At 66.5% G+C, this 19,800-nt stretch carries 19 protein-coding genes; 13 read left to right on the plus strand and 6 right to left on the minus strand.

Translation table 11 applies throughout. From position 1 onward, the window contains the following. Positions 1-4: 4 nt before the first annotated feature. From A9W95_RS09350 to A9W95_RS09365, 4 genes are all read right to left on the minus strand, one after another. The gene (locus A9W95_RS09350; RefSeq protein WP_067411194.1) at positions 5-1,168 is read right to left on the minus strand and encodes a glycosyltransferase; all 1,164 of its coding nucleotides are present in this window, start codon (positions 1,166-1,168) and stop codon (positions 5-7) included. 147 nt (positions 1,169-1,315) lie between these two features. Next, positions 1,316-3,157 carry a CheR family methyltransferase gene (locus tag A9W95_RS09355; protein ID WP_067411196.1) on the minus strand — a complete coding sequence of 614 codons (1,842 nt, stop codon included), beginning with the start codon at positions 3,155-3,157 and terminating at the stop codon, positions 1,316-1,318. 50 nt (positions 3,158-3,207) lie between these two features. Further along, positions 3,208-3,966 (minus strand): sulfate transporter, encoded by a 759-nt coding sequence (locus tag A9W95_RS09360; protein WP_067411236.1) that lies wholly within the window; start codon positions 3,964-3,966, stop codon positions 3,208-3,210. Continuing rightward, entirely contained in the window at positions 3,959-4,975 is a 1,017-nt protein-coding gene (locus A9W95_RS09365) for a chemotaxis protein CheB (RefSeq protein ID WP_067411198.1), read from the minus strand. The genes A9W95_RS09360 and A9W95_RS09365 overlap by 8 nt, the downstream gene beginning before the upstream one ends. A gap of 116 nt (positions 4,976-5,091) precedes the next feature. Here A9W95_RS09365 and A9W95_RS09370 point away from each other — a divergent pair, with 116 nt between their 5' ends. Further along, entirely contained in the window at positions 5,092-6,084 is a 993-nt protein-coding gene (locus tag A9W95_RS09370; RefSeq protein ID WP_067411199.1) for a glycosyltransferase, read from the plus strand. 17 nt (positions 6,085-6,101) lie between these two features. Beyond that, the gene (locus A9W95_RS09375) at positions 6,102-7,322 is read left to right on the plus strand and encodes a glycosyltransferase (RefSeq protein WP_067411201.1); all 1,221 of its coding nucleotides are present in this window, start codon (positions 6,102-6,104) and stop codon (positions 7,320-7,322) included. A 9-nt stretch (positions 7,323-7,331) separates the two neighbouring features. Here A9W95_RS09375 and A9W95_RS09380 read toward each other — a convergent pair whose 3' ends face one another. Beyond that, positions 7,332-8,183, minus strand: a complete 852-nt coding sequence (locus A9W95_RS09380) for a glycosyltransferase family 2 protein (RefSeq protein ID WP_067411241.1) — start codon at positions 8,181-8,183, stop codon at positions 7,332-7,334. A gap of 106 nt (positions 8,184-8,289) precedes the next feature. Between A9W95_RS09380 and A9W95_RS09385 the strand changes: the two genes are divergently transcribed. Genes A9W95_RS09385 through A9W95_RS09425 form a run of 9 tightly spaced genes read left to right on the plus strand, consistent with a single transcriptional unit; the run spans position 8,290 to position 18,367 of the window. Further along, positions 8,290-9,276, plus strand: a complete 987-nt coding sequence (locus A9W95_RS09385; protein ID WP_172826588.1) for an NAD-dependent epimerase/dehydratase family protein — start codon at positions 8,290-8,292, stop codon at positions 9,274-9,276. A gap of 9 nt (positions 9,277-9,285) precedes the next feature. Next, positions 9,286-10,926: a carbamoyltransferase C-terminal domain-containing protein gene (locus A9W95_RS09390; protein ID WP_067411203.1), complete on the plus strand. Its 1,641-nt coding sequence runs from the start codon at positions 9,286-9,288 to the stop codon at positions 10,924-10,926. Further along, entirely contained in the window at positions 10,923-12,410 is a 1,488-nt protein-coding gene (locus A9W95_RS09395; protein ID WP_067411204.1) for an HAD-IIIA family hydrolase, read from the plus strand. The genes A9W95_RS09390 and A9W95_RS09395 overlap by 4 nt, the downstream gene beginning before the upstream one ends. Next, positions 12,407-13,435: a glycosyltransferase family 9 protein gene (locus A9W95_RS09400; RefSeq protein WP_067411207.1), complete on the plus strand. Its 1,029-nt coding sequence runs from the start codon at positions 12,407-12,409 to the stop codon at positions 13,433-13,435. The genes A9W95_RS09395 and A9W95_RS09400 overlap by 4 nt, the downstream gene beginning before the upstream one ends. Continuing rightward, positions 13,432-14,001, plus strand: coding sequence for an SIS domain-containing protein (locus tag A9W95_RS09405; RefSeq protein WP_067411210.1), 570 nt, complete (start codon positions 13,432-13,434; stop codon positions 13,999-14,001). Before A9W95_RS09400 ends, A9W95_RS09405 begins: the two co-directional genes overlap by 4 nt. Then, complete coding sequence (gene rfaE2 / locus A9W95_RS09410; RefSeq protein ID WP_067411213.1) at positions 13,998-15,404, plus strand: D-glycero-beta-D-manno-heptose 1-phosphate adenylyltransferase; 1,407 nt, start codon at positions 13,998-14,000, stop codon at positions 15,402-15,404. The genes A9W95_RS09405 and rfaE2 overlap by 4 nt, the downstream gene beginning before the upstream one ends. A 1-nt stretch (position 15,405) precedes the next feature. Then, positions 15,406-16,119, plus strand: coding sequence for an SDR family oxidoreductase (locus A9W95_RS09415; RefSeq protein WP_067411215.1), 714 nt, complete (start codon positions 15,406-15,408; stop codon positions 16,117-16,119). Continuing rightward, positions 16,110-17,066: a glycosyltransferase family 9 protein gene (locus tag A9W95_RS09420; protein WP_067411244.1), complete on the plus strand. Its 957-nt coding sequence runs from the start codon at positions 16,110-16,112 to the stop codon at positions 17,064-17,066. The genes A9W95_RS09415 and A9W95_RS09420 overlap by 10 nt, the downstream gene beginning before the upstream one ends. Continuing rightward, a complete protein-coding gene (locus A9W95_RS09425) occupies positions 17,063-18,367 on the plus strand; it encodes a UDP-glucose/GDP-mannose dehydrogenase family protein (protein WP_067411217.1) in 1,305 nt (434 codons plus the stop codon). The genes A9W95_RS09420 and A9W95_RS09425 overlap by 4 nt, the downstream gene beginning before the upstream one ends. Before the next feature lie 49 nt (positions 18,368-18,416). On the opposite strand, the gene A9W95_RS09430 is transcribed toward A9W95_RS09425, so the two are convergent. Continuing rightward, positions 18,417-18,659 (minus strand): CsbD family protein, encoded by a 243-nt coding sequence (locus A9W95_RS09430; protein ID WP_371328043.1) that lies wholly within the window; start codon positions 18,657-18,659, stop codon positions 18,417-18,419. Between the two features lie 279 nt (positions 18,660-18,938). On the opposite strand from A9W95_RS09430, the gene A9W95_RS09435 reads away from it, so the two are divergent. Both A9W95_RS09435 and A9W95_RS09440 read left to right on the plus strand, forming a co-directional pair. Beyond that, a complete protein-coding gene (locus A9W95_RS09435) occupies positions 18,939-19,196 on the plus strand; it encodes a Rho termination factor N-terminal domain-containing protein (protein ID WP_067411249.1) in 258 nt (85 codons plus the stop codon). 222 nt (positions 19,197-19,418) lie between these two features. Then, complete coding sequence (locus tag A9W95_RS09440) at positions 19,419-19,691, plus strand: WGxxGxxG family protein (RefSeq protein WP_067411220.1); 273 nt, start codon at positions 19,419-19,421, stop codon at positions 19,689-19,691. Positions 19,692-19,800: the final 109 nt, after the last annotated feature.

The raw sequence follows: 19,800 nt of genomic DNA on the forward strand, positions 1-19,800 counted from the left end.
GCCGCTAGCTAGCGCTGGCCACCTGTTGTGGTTGCGTCGCGCTCGCCTGGCGATAGATGTTGAGCGCATCGAGGGCGATGCGATCCCAGTTGAACCGAGACTCGGCGCGCAACCGGCCCGCCGCACCCATACCTTGACGGGCAAAACGCTGGGCTGCAACAGTTTTCAACGCTACAGACAAATCCCTGGGACTGGTGGGTGACACCAGTAGTCCGGTGACCGAATGGATGATCGTGTCGGTCAGCGCACCGACATTCACGGCGACGACGGCCACCCCACTGGCCATGGCTTGCAGCGCCGGCGTCGCATAGGGCGCTTGCCGAGGTGTGCACGTGACCACGTCAGCGGAGCGCAGCAGCATTGGCAGGTCTTCGGTCGATGCGGGTCTGCTGAAGGCGACCCGGTCGCTGACTCCCAGTGCAGCAGCCAAACTGGTCAATGCGTTGCGTTCGTCTTCGCCGTTCGGGTCGGCGGCTGTCTCGGCAATGATGAGCTCTGCGCCCGGTAGTTGCGGCAACGCCCGGATCGTCTTGTCGAATCCCAGGGCCGGCGAACAGTTCGGTCCCACGCACACAATCCGGTGCTTTGCGGTTCGATCGAGTGCCGGACCGACCGGATAGAAACGCGTGACATCCACGCCCGCCGATAACACCGAGAGGCGTGCCCGGTTGCGACGCAACCGGGCTAACATACCGAGTTCTTCGCTGCTGCCGCCGGTCACCCATGTCGCATTCCGGACCAGGAGGGGTTCCAGTCGAGCCCGCTCGCGTTCTGAGACCTCGGCGCGGTCGGTGTGCGACGTCGACGCCAGGCCGTGGAGGGTTTGGACGGTCGGCAAGTTTTGACGGCGTGCCGCCAGCTGCGCGGCCAGCCCGGCCAACCAGCCATGCCCGTGCACGATGTCCGGAGGGTCGAGCGACCACAGGCTTGCCAGCTCGGCCGCCCAGTCGCCGACGAAGGGCAGCACTTCCACGGCGTGCTGCGGAGCCGCGGGGCCGGCGCACACCGGGACTACGTCGAAGCCGCGGTCGGAGTGCGCCGCTGCGGTGCTTTGATCGCTTCGCCGGGGGTAGGAGGTGACCTGATGGCCATGACCGGCCAGCGCGGCCGACAGCTGCTCGCATTCGTCGCCGATCAGGTCGTCTCCATGGACGATGGCAATCCGCATAGGCTTTCCCTTCCGGGGACCCTCAGATACGCAACGCGGGGTCCCGCGAGGTGGCGGGATACCCGGGCCGGCGACCGCGATAAACGGTTATGCCGATGTCGTTCGTTTGGTGGACAGCCTTCGCGCACCGGATACCCGGTGAACCCGTCAGCTCGTAGCCTCCATAAGCAGCAGCGCCCCGCCCACGCTGCTGTCTCTCAAGCGAAACGCGGTGCACGTGATACGTACTCGAGTATGGCGTCCGCGTCGATTGACGGTCTCGATCACCGCCTCCTTTGCACCGTCCGATTCGACGAATGCGTTCCCGATCATCGGCCGCATGGTGTCCATCGGCAGCGCAATGTCGAGTTGCGGCAATGGCTCGCCGGTAGTTTCGTCAGCGCGCAAACCCCACAACTCTTCGCAGCCGCGGTTCCATACCAAGACGCGCATCTCTCGGTCCACCACCACCATGCCCAACTGAACCGAGTTGATGAGCCCGTCCAGAAAGTTCTTGGATTCGACCAATTCCAAACTGCGTTCCCGCAATGTGTCGTTGATGTTGTGCAACTCATCGTTGGTGGACTGCAACTCCTCGTTCATGGTTTCGAGTTCTTCGTTGGTGGATTGCAGTTCCTCGTTGGTGGTTTCCAGCTCTTCGACCGTGGATTGCAGTTCCTCGTTCGTGGTTTCGAGTTCTTCGTTGGTGGATTGCAGTTCTTCGTACGCCGTTTCCAGCTGCCGGTTGGTTTGTACCACCTTGTCGAGCAAGGCTCGTGTCGCCGTGACGTCGAAAAACGCGATCGAGACGCCTAAAAGGCCGTTCTCCGCGTCCACCAACGGGTTAATGTGGATTTCGAACCACACGGTTTCCGCGCCAGCACGCTGCCATTTGACGTCTTGAACGCGCGCCGAACGCCGTTCCACCTTGGCCTGTTCCACGTAGGCGCGTAGTTCGACCGGGCGGTAGGACACCTCGAGGTCGCGCAGTAACCGGCCGATATCGCGCGCCGACAGGCCGAAGAGACTCTCCGCCTGCTGGTTGATCATCGCCACGGTGTCTTCACCGGTCACCACGATCTGCGCCACCGGGCTGGCCCGAAATGCCAAGTCCCGCACCGTCGTCAGGCCAGACACTTCACCTTGTCGATCGTAGAACGGGGCCGCCGGGTCATAGCGTTCGCGATCACGATGAGTCCCGAGCGTTTTGCGAAAAATGCGGTTCTTCAAACTCAATGGGATGAATCGATCGCCGTGGCTCAGCAGCATCTCGGCGTGTCCCAGGAACAACGTGCCTTGCGGCGCCAGGGCGAAGTGCAACCGACCCAGCACATTTTGCTGCGTTTCAGCGTTCAGATACATCAGCGTGTTGCGACAGACCAACAGATCGACGCGGGAAATGGGCGCGTCCTTGACCAGATCGTTGCGGCCGAAGATGACTGCACGCCGAAGGTCTTTGCGAAAGAAATAGCGGCCGTTGACCTGCTCGAAGTACCGCGTCAGCATTTCGGCCGGCACGGACTCGACGGCTTTGCCGTCATAGGATGCACCCCGCGCGGCGGCCAGCGCTTCTTCGTCGATGTCGGTGGCGTAGATCTTCACCCGTTGGCGAAATGCATCCGCCCCGAGCGCATCGGCCAACAACATAGCCAATGTGTACGCCTCCTGCCCGGAGGCGCATCCGGCACTCCATACCCGGATGGGAGCGGTCGGTCCTCGTTCGGCCAACATCTGCGGAATGACGTTGGTACTGACGAATTCCCACGCTTCCGCATCCCGGAAGAAGGCGGTCACGTTGATCAGGATGGTGTTGAACAGCGCGGAGAACTCATCCGAGCTGGCCTGGAGCAGGTCCAGGTACTCTTCGAAGGTGGTGTAACCGGCGCGATCCATGCGATGCCGGACCCGGCGCATCAACGATGCGCGCTTATAGCCGGTGAAGTCGAACCCACGGGAGTCGCGCATATAGCGCAGCAGGGCCTCGAAAGCCTCGTCAGTCTTGCCGTCCATCGTGCCCTATTCGTCCGTGGTGGCAGGATTTCGAACACTACTCGGGAACGTCAGAGTTGATTCTCCTGACCGACCAGCGCCCACACCGATTTACCCGAGGAAGTCGGCGTGCTTCCCCAGGCACGGCTTAGCGCAGAAACGATGGCCAACCCGGACAGCATGTCGCTGCCCCGAGTTGGGTCCTCGCGCCGAGTCGCCGGCTGCCGGCAGCAATCTTCGAGCGCGACAGTCACGGTGTCCTCGTAACTTTCCACGACCATGATCGGGGCGCTCTGCGTGTGCGCGAGGACGTTCTCGACCAGGACAGTCGCCACCGTCCCGGCGACCGGAATGAGGTGGGGTTGCTCCCACTGGCTAAGCCACTCCGAGATCGCTGCCCGGGCCAGGTTCACGCTGGATTTGGCTGCCGGCAATTCAATTCGTGCCCGCCGCCGGGTGCGCACCGATCTATCGCCGAGCGCGCCAAGTGCGTGCTCCCTGGACGCATAGACCGGAACGTATCGGGTGACACCGCGCCCGGCGATGGCGCGACGGCGCGCCCAGTCATCGCAGAGTAAGAGCAGGGGAACGTCCGGCCAGGTGCTCACATGCCAACGGGCGCTGGTGAACACCGACCACGCCGACTTCGACGGCACCAACAGGGCATTGACATCGACCAAAACCGCGAGCGGTTCGTCGAGCGCCGCCTTGATCACCTCGTCGCGGAAGTTCCGGTACGTCGAGCTGTCCAACACTCCGTCGGCAACCAGTACGGTTACCTGGTCCAGGTGCTCGGTGTCGACGCGAATGGTCGGGGTCTTCTTAATCAACTGCCTCACCGGGACGCGGCCCACTGTCAGCCAGTCGCTCGCTCAGCACACCGAGCGCTCGTTCGGATTCCTCCGCCATGGTGGTGTAGTGGCGCTTCAGTGCACCGGTTCCCCTCTCGGCCATGCGGCGGGAAAGCCGGGCCTTCTCCTGCAGGCTGCGAACGGCCACCCACAGCGCTCCTTCGACTTCCTCGTCGTGTGCGGCCAACAGCGCATCGGGGGTCCAGGCGTGCCCGACCTGGCAGCGGTAGTGCCCGTCGGAAATCGACACCAGTGATCCGTTGCAGTCTGGGCAGGTGTAGGTCGAAGGTTGACCCAGCGCCTGAGTGTCGAAGTCGGTGGAATATCGCGACGTCATTGCGATCCGGTTCTCCAACTCCAACCCGGGATCGAGCTCCACGGTGAGCTCCTTGGGATCTTGTTGCGCCAATTCTTTCAAAATTCTGCCGATCTCGGCGGCTGGTGACTGACGGTCGAGCACCCCGGCGTTGCATGCGTTCAGTGGCATGGCCGGGAAGAGGGCGTCGTCGGTTGTCTGGCCTATGGTGGTTCCGCCGCGAGATTGAATCGCGCGCAGCCCGAGCACGCCGTCGTCGAGGACGCCGGAGAGCAACACCCCAACGGCCCGTGGTCCGTACGCCAGCGCCACCGACCGGAACATGGCGTTGATTGCCGGGCGGTGCCCGTTCTCGGTGGGCCCCTGCGATAGCAACAACCGGTTGTCGGTGACCAACAGATGCCGATCGGGAACGGCGACGTAGATGTGACCCGGCTCAAGCTCCGCGCCGTGCTCAGCCGCGGTGGCAGGCAGCGGCCCTTTGCGGTCAATAATGCGCGGCAAAACGCTCGGTATTCCGGGGGGAACGTGCAGGGTCACCACGTAGGCGTAGGGGAGATCCGGGGACAATCCGGCCGCCATATTGGACAGCGCTTCGACGCCCCCCGCTGAGGCGCCGATCGCGACCACACCGCGCAGGGAGGTTTCTCCGCTTTGTTGCTGCGCCACCATGCGTGTCTACCCCTTGTCAGCGCATGGAATCATCTTGCAGCCGTCGACCCTCCGGCCTGCGGAAATCTACGTGAATTCGACGTTTAGCGAATAACGTAAAGGGTATTCGGAGCGCCATGTCCGAGGCCGGAGCTGCCCAAAAAGCGCCCCGGAGCGTGTTGGTATGGCACGTGCATGGCTCCTGGACGCAAGCCTTCGTCGCCGGTCCGCACCGCTATCTGATTCCGATCGCGCCCGACCGCGGCTCGGGCGGCATCGGGTTGGCCGGGCGGTCGTGGCCGAACGCGCGCGAGGTGCCGCTTGAGGGTTTGCGCGACTGCGATGTCGACCTGGTGGTGTTACAACGTCCGCACGAGGCGGAGTTGGTGTGTCGCTGGGTCGGCCGGACTCCGGGAGTCGACCTGCCGGCGGTCTATGTCGAGCACAATGCCCCGCGTCCCCATGCCGAACAGAGTCGGCATCATCTTGCCGAGCGCAGCGACATCCCGCTCATTCACGTCACCGACTTCAACCGGCTGATGTGGGACAACGGTTCTGCGCCCACCCGGGTGATCGACCACGGAATGGCCGACCCGGGGCACCTGTACACCGGCGACATCTTGCGCGTGGCCACCATGATCAACGAGCCGGTGCGCCGAGGCCGCACCGTCGGAACTGACCTGTTGGAGCCGTTGTCGGCCCACGGACAGATCGACGTGTGGGGGATGGGAACGGAGGCGTTGGGCGGTCAGCACCGGGGAGTCGTCGGGCGGGGTGACGTACTGGCCCCACGGTTATGGGCACAGGTGGCGAGCCGCCGCGTTTATCTGCATACCGCTCGGTGGACGTCACTGGGCCTGTCACTCGTCGAGGCGATGTTCCTGGGCATGCCGGTGGTGGCGGTGGGTACCACGATGGCCCCGTTCGTCGTGCCGCCCGAGGCCGGTGTGGTCAGCGCCGACGTGATTCGGCTTGGCCAGGGGCTGCGTGACTTCCTCAACGACCATGCGATGGCGGTGGCCGCGGGCAAGGCTGCGCGCGAATTCGCCACCGCCCGCTTCGGTCTCAAGCGATTTTTGTCCGAATGGGACGAAGTTATCCATCAAGTGATCGAGGAGCAGCGGAGTTGACGCCGAAGGAAGCCCGCATGAAGATCGCGATGATCTCCGAACACGCCAGCCCGCTGGCGCATCTGGGTGGCGTAGACGCGGGCGGTCAAAACGTCCATGTCGCAGAACTTTCGGCGGCTCTGGCCCGACGCGGGCACGACGTAGTGGTCTATACCCGCCGCGACGAGACTCACCTGCCGGAGCGGGTCGAGACTGGGCACGGGTACTCGGTGGTTCATGTGCCTGCCGGCCCGGCCCGGACACTGGCCAAAGATCAACTGCTGCAGTACATGTACGCGTTCGGCCATTTCTTGGAGCAGCAGTGGGCGAGCGAAACTCCCGACGTGGCGCATGCGCATTTTTGGATGTCCGGCCTCGCGACACTGCGGGCCGCCCAACCGCATCACATCCCTACCGTGCAGACCTTCCACGCGCTTGGTTCGGTCAAGCGACTGCACCAGGGTGTCGACGACACCAGTCCCGACTGCCGCATCGGCCTGGAGACGACACTGGCGCGCGGCGTGGACTGGGTCGCTGCCACCAGTACCGACGAAGTGTTCGAACTGGTGCGAATGGGACGCGCCCGGTCCCGAACGTCGGTCGTGCCGTGCGGTGTTGACATCGACGCGTTCACCACCGAAGGTCCCGCCGCCCCCCGCAGTGACCGGGCGCGCATTGTGTCAGTCGGGAGACTGGTGCCGCGCAAGGGTTTTGAGACGCTCATCCGCGCACTGCCGGAGATTCCCGACGCCGAGCTGGTCATCGTCGGCGGCCCGGAGCGGGCGGCGTTGACCGACGACCCGTATGCGCAACAACTGCAGCGGTTGGCCGGTGAACTGGGGGTGGCGGACCGGGTGGAGTTCGTCGGCGCCATCAGCCGGGCCGAGATGCCGACGGTCCTGCGCTCTGCGGACGTGGTGGCCTGCACGCCCTGGTACGAACCTTTCGGCATCGTGCCACTGGAGGCCATGGCCTGTGGCGTGCCGGTGGTGGCCTCGGCGGTCGGTGGAATTCGTGACACCGTGGTGGACGGTGTGACCGGGCGGCTGGTGCGGCCCAAGGATCCTCAGGCGCTGGCCCAGGCGATCAGTTCGCTGGTTTCGGACCGCAACTGGTGCAAAGCCCTCGGGGACGGCGGGCGCGAGCGGGCGAAGGCGCGCTACACCTGGGATCGAGTGGCAGCTGATACCGAGCGTGTCTACGAGAAGGTGGTACCCGCGCGCCGTGCCATGACAGCAGCGAGCAGCCGGTCTGGGTAATGTTGTGGCTCAGTGGCTTTCGAGTAGTCGCACCGACCGTTCGACGGGCTCGGGCAGCCGGTGGCGCTCCCGCAGGACAGCGGGCAGTACGGCCAGCGCCTCGAGCAGTGCCTTCGCGTGGGCGCGGTCGTGTGCGGCGGCCCGCACCAACTCAGAGCCGGCCTGCCAGCAACGGCTTGCCGGCCGTCGCAGCCACGCGGTGAGCGCGTCGTTGCGCCGTACCCGGGCCTGTTCCACCTGGGAAGGCTTGCGGGTCGCTGACGGCTGGTGGTATGCGACCAGCGCGCCGCAGAAGCAGAGGTCCCAGCCCCTGGCGGCCAAGTCCCAGGACAGCAAGGCTTCCTCGCCGCGGAAATGCAGGATCGGGTTGAATCCGCCGACTTCCTCGAATGCATTCTTACGCACCACCGCCGAGCATGCCTGGAAGCCCAGAATCGACGGGCCCGGCAAGCTGGGGTCGTGCCCGAGCGGGCTGTTGGCCAACAGGGCGACGAAGGGGTCGTCCTGCTGTTGGGGCCACATCACGGTTCGGGCCGCAAGCACCGCCACCGTCGGATACTCGTCGAACACGGATTCGCCGCGCTCGATCGCGTCCGGAGACCACCAGGAGTCGTCGTCGCAGAATGCGACGTACGGCGTATCACATTGCGCCACGCCGACGTTGCGGGCCACCGCGCCCTCATTGCGAGTCAGCGGCACCACCGTCACCCGGCCTGCTGCTTGCTCGGCGATGCGAGTGGCGCTACGCACGGAGTCATCGCGAGAGTTGTTGTCGACGACGACAATTGGGCACTTGGTGGAGTTTAACAGGCGCTGCAGCACAGAGGAGAGTTCCGCGGCGCGGTCACGCGTCGCGATCACGAAAGAGGTTCGGGATTGGTTACCGAAGCGGGCGGCCACGGTTAATTTGGCTACCCGGGATCGCGTACACCAAACTCGGTTTCAGCATCGAATTGCGGGGTACGAAATGCCGGTGCGTCAACTATCGCGCGTCCTGGTCACCGGTGGCGCCGGTTTCCTGGGCACTCACTTGTGTGAGCAATTGCTCTCGGCCGGGGCGGAGGTCGTGGCGGTTGACGACCTGTCCACCAGTCTTCCCGGCGCGGCGGACCGCATGGCCGGGCGGCCGGGCTATCGCCTTGTGCGACAGGACATTTGCGACCCATCGGTAACCGCCATCGTCGGGACCGAATTCGACACCGTATTTCATCTGGCATCACCGGCCTCGCCGATCGATTATCAGCGACTGCCGATTCAGACGTTGCGGGTCGGCTCGGCGGGCACCGAGACGGCGTGCGCAATCGCCGAACATGGTGGCGGCCGTCTGGTTCTGGCCTCCACCAGTGAGGTCTACGGCGACCCGGAAGAGCATCCTCAGTCCGAAACTTACTGGGGCAACGTTAATCCGGTGGGGCCACGCAGTGTGTACGACGAAGCCAAGCGATACGCTGAGGCTTTGGTATTCGCCTATCGCCGGCTCGGCCGGGTCGATGTCGGCGTGGCCCGCATCTTCAACACCTACGGGCCCGGTATGCGCGCCGACGACGGCCGGATGGTGCCTACGTTCTGTCGCCAAGCGCTCGCCGGTGAACCGTTGACTGTATCTGGGACGGGGGACCAGACCCGGTCGCTGTGCTTCGTCGACGATACGGTGTCGGGATTGATGGCGTTGGCACGCAGCGACTTCGGCGGGCCGGTGAACATCGGCAACCCGGCCGAGCTGACAGTTCTTGCGGCGGCTGAGTTTATTCGCGACTTGGCCGGCAGCGACAGTCCGATCGAGTTCACCGCAGCGGCCGAGGACGACCCACAGCGTCGATGCCCGGACATCACCCTGGCACGTGAACGGCTGGGTTGGCAACCGCGAGTGGATTACCGATCCGGATTGCGCACCACATTGCAGTGGTTCCGCGATACCGCCCACATCTCGGCGCCTCAGCAGATGGCGCGGTAGGAGGCAGCAGTGCGAATTCTCGGTGTCAACGCGGTCTTTCACGACCCGGCAGCGGCCCTGGTCATCGACGGACAGGTGGTTGCGGCCGCCGAGGAAGAACGGTTCTCCCGGCGCAAGCACGGCAAGCAGGCCGTCCCGTTCTCGACGTGGGAAGTGCCGGTGGCCGCCATCCGGTGGTGTCTCGAACAAGGTGGCATCGGTCCCGGTGACATCGATGCGATCGGTTATTCCTACGATCCGGCGTTGATGTACGAGGAACCGGTCGACCCGGCCGGTCTGGACCGCGACTGGGAGTACCTGCGGACGTTGTACGCGCAACGCGCCCCGCGCTTCTTGGCATCCGCAGTGCCCGGTTTGAACCCCGCCGCGTTTCAGCATGTGCGCCACCACGTCGCGCATGCGGCGTCCACGGCGCTCGCATCGCCACATCCCGACACCGCGGTCCTGGTCGTCGACGGGCGGGGCGAACGTACCTCGATGCTCGCCGGGGTGTACCGGGATTTCAAACTGGACGTGCTGGCGTCTCAGCCGCTGCCGCATTCGCTGGGACTGTTCTACGAAAGCCTCACCGAGCACCTGGGATTCGCGCGATCAAGCGACGAATACAAGGTGATGGCGATGGCATCCTACGGTCGGCCCAGGTTCATCGACCAACTGCGGAAGAAGGTGTACACCTGCAGCGACGGCGGCTTCCGCACCGATCCGATCGACTGGGACGAGTTGGCGCCGAGGCGTGAACCCGGGGCCACCGATCTCGACCCGATCCATGCCGACCTGGCCTGCAGTGTGCAACGAGTGGTCGAGGACGTGTTGCTGGAGTTGGTCGGATGGCTGCGCGACCGAGCCGACGGTGATGCCCTGTGCTTGGCCGGCGGGGTAGCGCTCAATTGTGTTGCCAACAGCCGCATTCACGCCGAAGGCGGATTCGACCGCATATGGGTTCAACCTGCCGCCGGCGATTCCGGCACGGCTTTGGGCGCGGCACTGAGCCTGGCCGCCGGGTTCGGTGAGCAGATCGCGCCGATGCCGACGGCACTGCTCGGCCGCGGGTGGAGCGATGAGCAGATCAAGGCGACGCTCGACGAGGCGGCGGTGCCCTACGAGCGGCCCGAGGACTTCGCCGGTGCGGTCGGCGACGCGCTAGCCGACAACCAGTTGATCGGCTGGTTTCAGGGTCGCAGCGAATTCGGGCCGCGAGCGCTCGGCGCTCGCTCCTTGCTGGCCGATCCGCGCGCCGCCGCGAACCTGGAGCGGCTCAACGCGGTGAAGGGGCGCGAACAGTTCCGGCCCGTTGCGCCTATGGTTCTGGCCGAACGCGCTGCCGAGATCTTCTCCCGCGGGCCGCTGCCCAGTCCCTACATGCTGTTCGTCCACGACGTGGCCGAAGCGTGGCGGGACCGTATTCCAGCGGTCACCCACGTGGACAACACCGCTCGGATACAGACCGTCGAGCAGTCCGACAACCCGCGCCTACACGCGACGATAAGCCGATTCGCCGACCGCACCGGGGTGCCTGTGGTGGTCAACACCAGCTTCAACACGGCGGGCCGGCCCATGGTGGACAGCCCGCGCGACGCGCTGGAGGTGTTCGGCAGCTCACCCATCGACGTGCTGGCCATTGGTCCGTTTGTGATCAGGCGGCGCCGATGAAGTACGCCATCGTGGTACCCACCATCGGGCGAGAATCCCTGCGTCACTTGCTGATTGCGTTGCAGACCGGGTTCGGACCCGAGCCGGACGAGATCATCGTCGTCGACGATCGGCGCACGCCCGATGACGACCTCCCGCGGTGCGGTGAGACGCCGATGCGGGTGCTTCGCAGCGGCGGTCGCGGGCCGGCCGCCGCGCGCAATGTGGGCTGGCGGGCCGCCTCGACGCGCTGGATCTGCTTCCTGGACGACGACGTCGTGCCGCACCCGTCTTGGAAATCTGACGTCGTCGCCGACTTGCAAGCCGCCGACGAGGCCGGAGCAGTCGGCTCCCAGGCGATGATCGAAGTGCCCACGGCCGCGTCGCGGCAGCCGACCGATGATGAGCGGCGCACCTTGCGGCTGGCTCAGGCGCGTTGGATCACCGCGGATATGGCGTATCGGCGCGACATGCTCATAGCGGTCGGTGGTTTCGACGAACGTTTTCCCCGCGCCTACCGGGAGGACTCTGATCTGGCGGTGCGCATGGTGGCGGCCGGCGGAGAGATCGTGCGCGGTCACCGGAGATCCATCCATCCCGTCGCTCCGGCCGGCTGGTGGGCCAGTGTGCGGGCGCAGCAGGGCAACCGCGACAACGCCCTACTGCGGCGCAAGTACGGCCGGTCCTGGCGGGCCATGATCGGCGAGGGACCGGGTCGCATGCCCGCGCACACCGCCACCACGCTGGCCGGTGCGCTCGGCCTGCTCGCCGGTCTCGCGCGGCGTGGCCCGCTGGCCGTCATCGGTGCGGTGCTCTGGCTGGTGTTGACCGTCGAATTCACCATCCGCCGCTGGCTGGCCGGGCCCCGCACCCTCGCCGAAGCGCTGCGCCTGGCGGTGACCAGTGCGGTGATCCCCCCAATTGCGCTGTGGCACAGGCTGATTGGCAAGTGGACGTTCCGCCGGGCTCGCCGCGACCCGCCGCTGGCGGTGCTACTGGACCGCGACGACACGATCATCGTCGACCGGCCGTATCTCAACGATCCCGACGGGGTACTGCCCACCCGCGGTGCCACCCGCGCGCTGGCGCGGCTGCGGGAGCGAGGGCTGCTACTCGCGGTCGTGACCAACCAGTCCGGGGTGGCGCGCGGATTGATCAGCCCAGACCAGCTCACCGCGGTCAACGCGCGCGTCGACGAAGTGCTCGGACCGTTCGACTCCTGGCAGGTCTGCGTGCACGGCGAGACCGATGGTTGCCAGTGCCGCAAGCCACAACCGGGAATGGTGCTGGCGGCCGCGGAAGCGCTGGCGGTGCCGCCGGATCGCTGCGTGATGATCGGCGACACCGGCGGCGACGTGGATGCGGCGTTGGCCGCCCAGGCCGGCGCGGTGCTCGTCCCGACCGCGCGCACCCTGCCCGAAGAGGTCGATCGGGCCCGCGCCCAGGCGCGCGTGGCCGCCACCCTCGAGGACGCGGTGTCACTGGTATTGCGGGAGTGGCTGTGACAGCCGTCGGCACGGCCGTCGTCGCGCGCCTGGACAGCGCGGGCGATGTGCTGATCACCGGTCCCGCGGTACGCGCCGTCGCGGCCACCCACGACCGAGTCGTGATGCTGGTCGGACCCCGCGGGCGGGACGCTGCCGAACTGCTGCCCTCGGTGGACGAGATCGTCGAGTGGCAGGCGCCGTGGGTCGACTTCGATTCCCCCGAACTCACCGCCTCACACGCCGAGGCGCTGATCAAACAGCTGCGCGACATCGGCCCGGCCCGCATGTACATCCTGACGTCGTTTCACCAGTCTCCGTTGCCGTTGGCCCTGCTGGCCCGGATGGCCTCGGTGCCGTGGGTGGGCGCCACCTGCGTCGACTACCCCGGCACCCTGCTGGATTTGCGACACCAGGTGCCCAGCGGCGTGCCCGAGCCCGAGCGCGCCCTGTCACTGGTCACCACGGCCGGCTGTGCACTACCCGAAGGCGACGACGGCGCGTTGCGCATTCGCGATGTCGGCCCGCTGGCACCGCACCTGGCCGCTCGCATCGGCGCCGACCCGTTCGTGGCGTTCCACCCCGGCGCCGCGGTGCCCGCCCGACAGCCCGGTCAGCAGCGCAGCACCGCCATGGTGTCGGCGCTGACTCAGGCCGGATACCGCGTGGTGGTGACCGGAGGTCCGGACGAGGCCGCTCTGACGGCCGCGGTAGCCGGTGACGTGGCGCTGGATCTGGGCGGCCAGACCAGCTTCGCCGAGCTGGCGGCGGTCTTCGCGGCGGCGCGCACCGTCGTCGTGCCCAATACCGGTCCGGCGCATCTGGCGGCCGCCGTCGGTGCGCCGGTGGTGTCGTTGTTCGCGCCCGTGGTGCCGGCTTCGCAGTGGAGCCCGTACAGCCCGCGGGTCACCGTGCTCGGCAATCAGCAGGCGCCGTGTCGAGCCACCAGGGCCCGGGTCTGTCCGGTGGCCGGCCACCCGTGCCTAGACGGAATCAGCGACGCGGAATTGCTTGCCGCGGTGCGGTCCAGAGGAGGAGAGCCATGATCGAGACGCATTTCGACGCGCTGCGCGAAGCGGTGGAACGGACCAGCGGCGAGGTGACGCGGCTGCGGGAGTGGGGTCGTCACCTCGCGCTGGTGCTGTCCGGCGGCGGCCGACTGCTGGCTTGCGGCAACGGCGGCAGCGCCGCCGAAGCTCAGCATCTGACCGGTGAACTTGTCGGTCGCTTCCGCGAGGAGCGAATCCCCTTGTCCGCCATCGCCTTACATGCCGAGACATCGGCATTGACCGCTATCGCCAACGATTACGGAGAAGAGGAGATTTTCGCGCGCGGGGTGCGTGCGCACGGCCGCCGGGGGGACGTGCTGGTGGCGTTGTCGACCAGCGGCACCAGTCGAAACGTGGTCGCCGCGGTCAAGGCCGGCCAGGAAATCGGCATGCGGACGTGGGCATTGACCGGCCCGGCGCCCAACATGCTGGCCTCCATGTGTGATGAAGCGATCAGCGTGGATGCCGCGTCGACCGCGACAGTGCAAGAGATCCACCTGTTGCTGGTGCATGGGCTGTGCATGGCGCTGGACGACGCGCTGCTGCGGCCGGAGACGTCATGAAGCCTCTTGTCATCGTTGGAGATTCGATACTCGACGTCGATGTCGAGGGGACGGCGACGCGGCTGAGTCCCGAGGCGCCAGTTCCCGTGGTCGATGCCGAGCGCACGGTGCAGCGCCCCGGCGGGGCGGGCCTGGCCGCTGTGCTCGCCGCCCGCACTGAGACCGAAGTCGTGCTGATCACCGGCATTGCCGACGACGAGCCCGGTCGCCGGTTGCATGACCTGCTCACCGACGCCGGCGTGCGAGTGGTGGCGCTCCCGATGACCGGAACCACCGTGACCAAGACCAGAATTCGGGCCCGGGGCCAGTCAATGCTGCGACTCGATCGCGGCGACGCCCGACCGGTGGATCGCCCACTAGCAACCGAGGCAACCGACGCCCTGGACGCGGCGCGGGCGATTTGCGTGGCTGATTACGGTGCGGGGATCACCGGGCTACCGGCGGTGCGGGCCGCCCTGAGTCGCCTGGCCACCCGGATCCCGGTGGTGTGGGACCCGCATCCGCGCGGTGCCACACCGGTGCCCGGCTGTGCACTGGTGACGCCTAATCAGGAGGAGGCGCGCCACTTCGGGGGTGATGCGGCCGACGCCGGGGAAATGCTGCGCGAGAAATGGCGAGCCGGCGCGGTGTGTATCACCCGCGGTTCCCGCGGCGCGCGGGTCTCCGCGGGTGAAGTGGGCGTCCGCCACATCGCCGTTCCGGAATTACCGGTGGCGGGTGCGCCCGATGTCTGCGGAGCCGGGGACCGGTTCTCCGTCGCCGCGGCGGCCGCATTGGGTGGGTGCGCCGACCCGGTCGCCGCCGTCGAAGCCGCGGTGGCCGACGCCGCTCGATTCGTGGTCACCGGTGGAGCCAGCGCCGTGTCGACTCCGGTGACCGCTGGTGGTGCCGACGTTGTGTCGTTGGCGGTGCGGGCCGAGGATCCGACCGGCGTCGACGCCATCGCCCTGGCGCAGCGATGGCGTCGCAACGGGCGAACCGTGGTCGCCACCGGCGGCTGCTTCGACCTGCTGCACACCGGTCACATCCGACTGCTTCGCCACGCCCGCGACCTTGGCGATGCGCTGATCGTCCTGATCAACTCCGACCGTTCGGTGCGGGCGCTGAAGGGGGAGGGTCGGCCGGTCATGCACGACGCGGACCGGGCCCGCGTACTTGCCGCTCTCGCCTGCGTCGACGCCGTCGCAATCTTCGATGCGGCCACGCCGGAAGGCGTGCTCGAGGATTTGCGACCCGACGTGTGGGTGAAGGGCGGCGACTACACCGCCGACGAACTGCCCGAGGCCGACGTGGTGCGCCGTCATGGCGGCGAAGTCGTCATCTTGCCGACGGTCGCCGGCTACTCCTCCTCCCGCTTGATCGCGGCGGCCAACGCCGGCCGCATGGACAACGAAAGGCTCTGACATGACCGCATTCTCCAGTCAATCCGAAAACCCGCTGGGTGCCGTGCTGATCAGCGGCGGCTCCTCGGGGTTGGGCGCCTGCACGGTCGCGGCGGTCGCCCGTCGCGGTGGGGTGCCGTTGGTGATCGACAAGAAACCGCCCGCGGTCGACGTTCCCTACGCGCCCTGCGACCTAGCCGATACCAGCGCAGTGACGGCGGCCGTCGAGGCACTCGCCGAGCAGGTCGACGGGCAGATCACCGGAGTGTTCACCGCCGCGGGCATCGACTCCTGCGGAACCCTCGAGCAGGTCCCAGCCAAAGAGTGGGAACAAGTCGTCGCGGTGAACCTGGTCGGCACCGCGGCCGTTATTCGCGCCGCACTGCCCTACCTGAAAACCACCCACGGGCGCATCGTCACCTGCGCGTCGACTTTAGGCATCAAAGCGGTCAGTGACGCCACCGCGTATTGCGCCTCGAAGTTCGGGGTCGTCGGCTTCACCCGGGCACTGGCCGCCGAACTCGCCGGCGAGGTGGGCGTGACGCTGCTGATCCCCGGCGGCATGCACACCCCGTTCTTCGACGGACGCACCGACCAATACAAGCCGCCGCCGGACGCCAAGCTGAACGAGCCCGAGAATGTTGCCGAGACAGTCCTTTTCGCGCTTTCGCAGCCCGCGGGATGTGAGATCCGCGAATTGGTGGTGTGCGCGTCCACGGAGTCATCGTGGCCATAACCGCGGCCGCTACCTCACCTGACACCATAGTCGTCCTGCGGGCGTTGGGCCTGGGTGATCTGTTGACGGCCATACCGGCCCTGCGCGGCTTGCGTCGCCACTATCCCCACGCTCGCATCGTGCTGGCCGCGCCCGAGCGCTACCGAGACCTGGCGCTGCTCAGCGGTGCCATCGACGCCCTGCTACCCACCGAGCGTCTGGGCGACTTCCACGCAAAGCCGCCTACCCCGGAGCTTGCGGTGAACCTGCACGGCAGCGGACCGGAAAGCATCGACCATCTGCTGACCTGGCGGCCAAAATCGGTGATTACCCACGCCCACCACCGCCACCCGGCACTGGCCGGTCCCCCGTGGGATCCCGAGGTGCACGAAGTGACGCGCTGGTGCGGTCTGCTGGAATCGGCGGGAATCGCATGTGAGACAACGGATGTCACGCTGCCGCGCCCCTCGGTTCCATTGGACCAGAGCGGCGCGGTGGTGATCCACCCCGGCGCCTCGGCGCCCGCGCGGCAGTGGCCGACCAAAAGATTCGCCGCAGTCGCCGCGGCGCTGCGCGACGAGGGGTACGAGATCGTGATCACTGGATCGACGGGCGAGTTCGACCTCGCCCACGACGTCGCCCGCGCCGCGGGGTTGCCGCGGACCGCCGTGGTCGCGGGGCTGCTGGACCTGCCCGCGTTGACCGCACTGGTCAGTGACAGCCGCCTGGTGATCTGTGGGGACACCGGCCTGGGTCATCTGGCGGCCGCCACGTCGACAGCCTCGGTGGTGCTGTTCGGGCCCACCCCGCCGCAGCGCTGGGGGCCACGCGGTCCCGCGCCCCATGTCGCTTTGTGGGCCGGCGAAACCGGTGATCCGCATGCTGACACCCCGCATCCAGGGCTGCAGCGCATCAGCGTTGCCAGCGTCCTCGAAGCCAGCCATAACCTCCTGAGCGAGGCGGCATGAGCGCCGCGATCCGGGTCGGTGTGGTGGGCGTCGGCTACGTCGGCCTGACCACCGCCGTCTGCGTTGCCGAACGAGGCCTGGACACCGTCGCTGTGGATGTCGACCCCGAGCGGGTGCGCACGCTAACGGCCGGGATCCCGGTGATCGACGAGCCGGAGCTGCCGGAGCTGCTGCGCGACGGTCTCGCGGCAGGGCTGCTGAGCTTCAGCACGGACTACGCGACGCTGGCCGACCGCGACATCGTGTTCGTGTGTGTTCCGACTCCCAGCGCCGACGATGGGCGGCCGGACCTCACCGCGGTGTATTCGGCCGTCGACAGCCTCGGTGCAGTGCTGGCCAGAGATGCCATTGTGGCGATGAAGTCGACAGTCCCGGTCGGCACCACCGCTGCGGTGGCAGAGCGACTGAAAGACAAAGGAATTCGCGTGGTCTCGACTCCGGAGTTCCTCCGTGAGGGGCGGGCCGTGCTCGACTTCCGGCACCCGGACCGTCTAGTCGTCGGCAGCATCGACGCAGCCGTCGCCGACGTCGTAAGCCGCACCTGCGGCTCGGGCGCCGAGCCGGTGTTGCGTATGACGCCGGAAAGCGCCGAGGTGGCCAAGTACGCCAGCAACGCCTTTCTAGCCGTGAAACTGTCGTACACCAATTCGCTGGCGACACTGTGCTCGCGAGTGGGCGCCGACATTCACGACGTCACTCGCTGCATGGGCGCTGACCGCCGAATTGGGTCGGAGTTCCTGCGGCCCGGACCCGGTTGGGGAGGTTCCTGCCTGCCGAAAGACACCGCGGCATTGGTGCACACCGCGCGCCGCCACGGCGTCACCTTCGCCGAAGTCGAGGCCGCGCGGGCCACCAACGCCGCGCAAGCCGGCCGCATTGCCGACGCGCTGCGCCGCGCCCTGGGCCGTCCGCTGTCGGGTTGTCGGATCACGGCGTTGGGCCTGACCTTCAAAGCCGACACCAGCGACACCCGCGATTCGCCCGCTCTGGCGACTTGCCGCGAGTTGGCACAGGCTGACGCCCACGTCATGGGTTATGACCCACAACTGCGCGGTATCGATCCCGGCATTTTGCACCAAGCCGGCGTCACCGCCGTCGACGAACCGTACCGCGCCGCCAAAGCCGCCGAAGCAATCGTCGTGTTGACCGAGTGGCCGGTGTTCCGGGAACTCGATTGGCGTGCCATCGCTCGAGAGGCACCCGCGGCGGTAGTCGTGGACACCAGAAACCTTCTCGACCCGGCCGGTGTGCGCGATGCCGGGCTCAGGTACGTCGGAAATGGTGTGCCACTAGGGTTTTAAGACGAAGGCGGCCCCGGCCGGAAGGCCGGGGCCGCCAACATCGTTACTGCTACTGGTTCGACTTCTGCTTCTCCTCGGCGGCCTCGGCGCCACCGCGCGCCGATTCGGCTTCCGCCTCCTTCTTGGCGGCGTCGCGTTGCGCGTCGGCCTTCTCCTGCTGGGCCGCACCCTCGTTCTTCAGGTCGTCGCTGCCGGTGACACTGCCGATGGCTTCCTTGGCCTTGCCCTTGATGCCTTCGGTGACGCCCTTGGCGCCTTCTTCTGGACCGCTGTCGCCCATCACAATCCCCATCTGTTGTCGTTGCTTACGCTGGCCGAGTGGCTGCACGCCACATCTCAGATCGGATTCCCGATCGCGACAGCGCGAAACCAACCCGGAAACTTCGGGTCCTAAACGGCATTCTGGACCGCCGTCCGAACACACCGGACGGGCGGACTGGGCTCGTCGGATCGGATCACCGGTCCGGTCCGCCAGTTGCCTTCGCCCGTCGGCGAAGCCGTGTAGCCCTGGTTTGGCGTCTCCTGACGCAGGCAATCCCGGTATGGCCGTGCATTTCAGGAGGTGATGATCGTGCCGAATTCGTCGATCAAAAATGAGAAGCTCTATCAGGACCTGCGGAAAAAGGGCGACTCGAAGGAAAAGGCGGCGCGGATTTCCAACGCGGCTGCCGGTCAAGGAAAGTCCAAGGTCGGCCGCAAGGGTGGCAAATCACAGTCCTACGACGAATGGACTGTCCCGCAGCTGAAAAAGAAAGCAAAAGAGCTCGGGTTGTCCGGCTATTCCAGCCTGACCAAAGACAAGCTGATCAGCAAGCTGCGTAATCACTGAACCACTGCTTCCAGGGCCGACGTGCGGCCGGCTGTGCCGGGCAGTCGGCCCTTGCGGTCGCGCAAGAAACTTGTATGAGAAATGTTTCCGCGCAATGAACCGGGGTAAGCGGTAGCACGCGATGGTGCGGGACAACCCTTCACCACGCGGGGGTGAAAGGACTAAGCAGTTAGCCCTTTCGCTCGGTCATATCTGTCGCGACCGCAAATTAATGGAGGAACAATGCGTAAGACCCTTGCAGTCATGTGTGCCACCGGTTCACTGTTGTTCGGTGGGGCGGGCCTTGCCAACGCCACCACTGAAGTGACGGTGCCGGCATCGACGACGACGACAGTGGCGGACAACGACGCCAACAACAACCACAGCGACAAGACAGGACTGTGGGGCCTGACCGGTCTGCTCGGCCTGCTGGGACTCGCGGGGCTGAAGCGGCGTAACGACGTCCGTCCCGGCGCGGGAACGACGACGACCACCCCGCGCGGTCCCGCCGTCTAAGACAAATACGGTGCAAGCCCCGCAGTACTTCGGTACTGCGGGGCTTGACCACAACTTGCCGGGACTTGCCTGCCGCGCCGCGCGGGGGCCACAGCGTCTAGTCCGGAGG

Origin of the sequence: Mycobacterium sp. 1423905.2 (genome assembly GCF_001673155.1) — a bacterium.
GTDB lineage: Bacteria > Actinomycetota > Actinomycetes > Mycobacteriales > Mycobacteriaceae > Mycobacterium.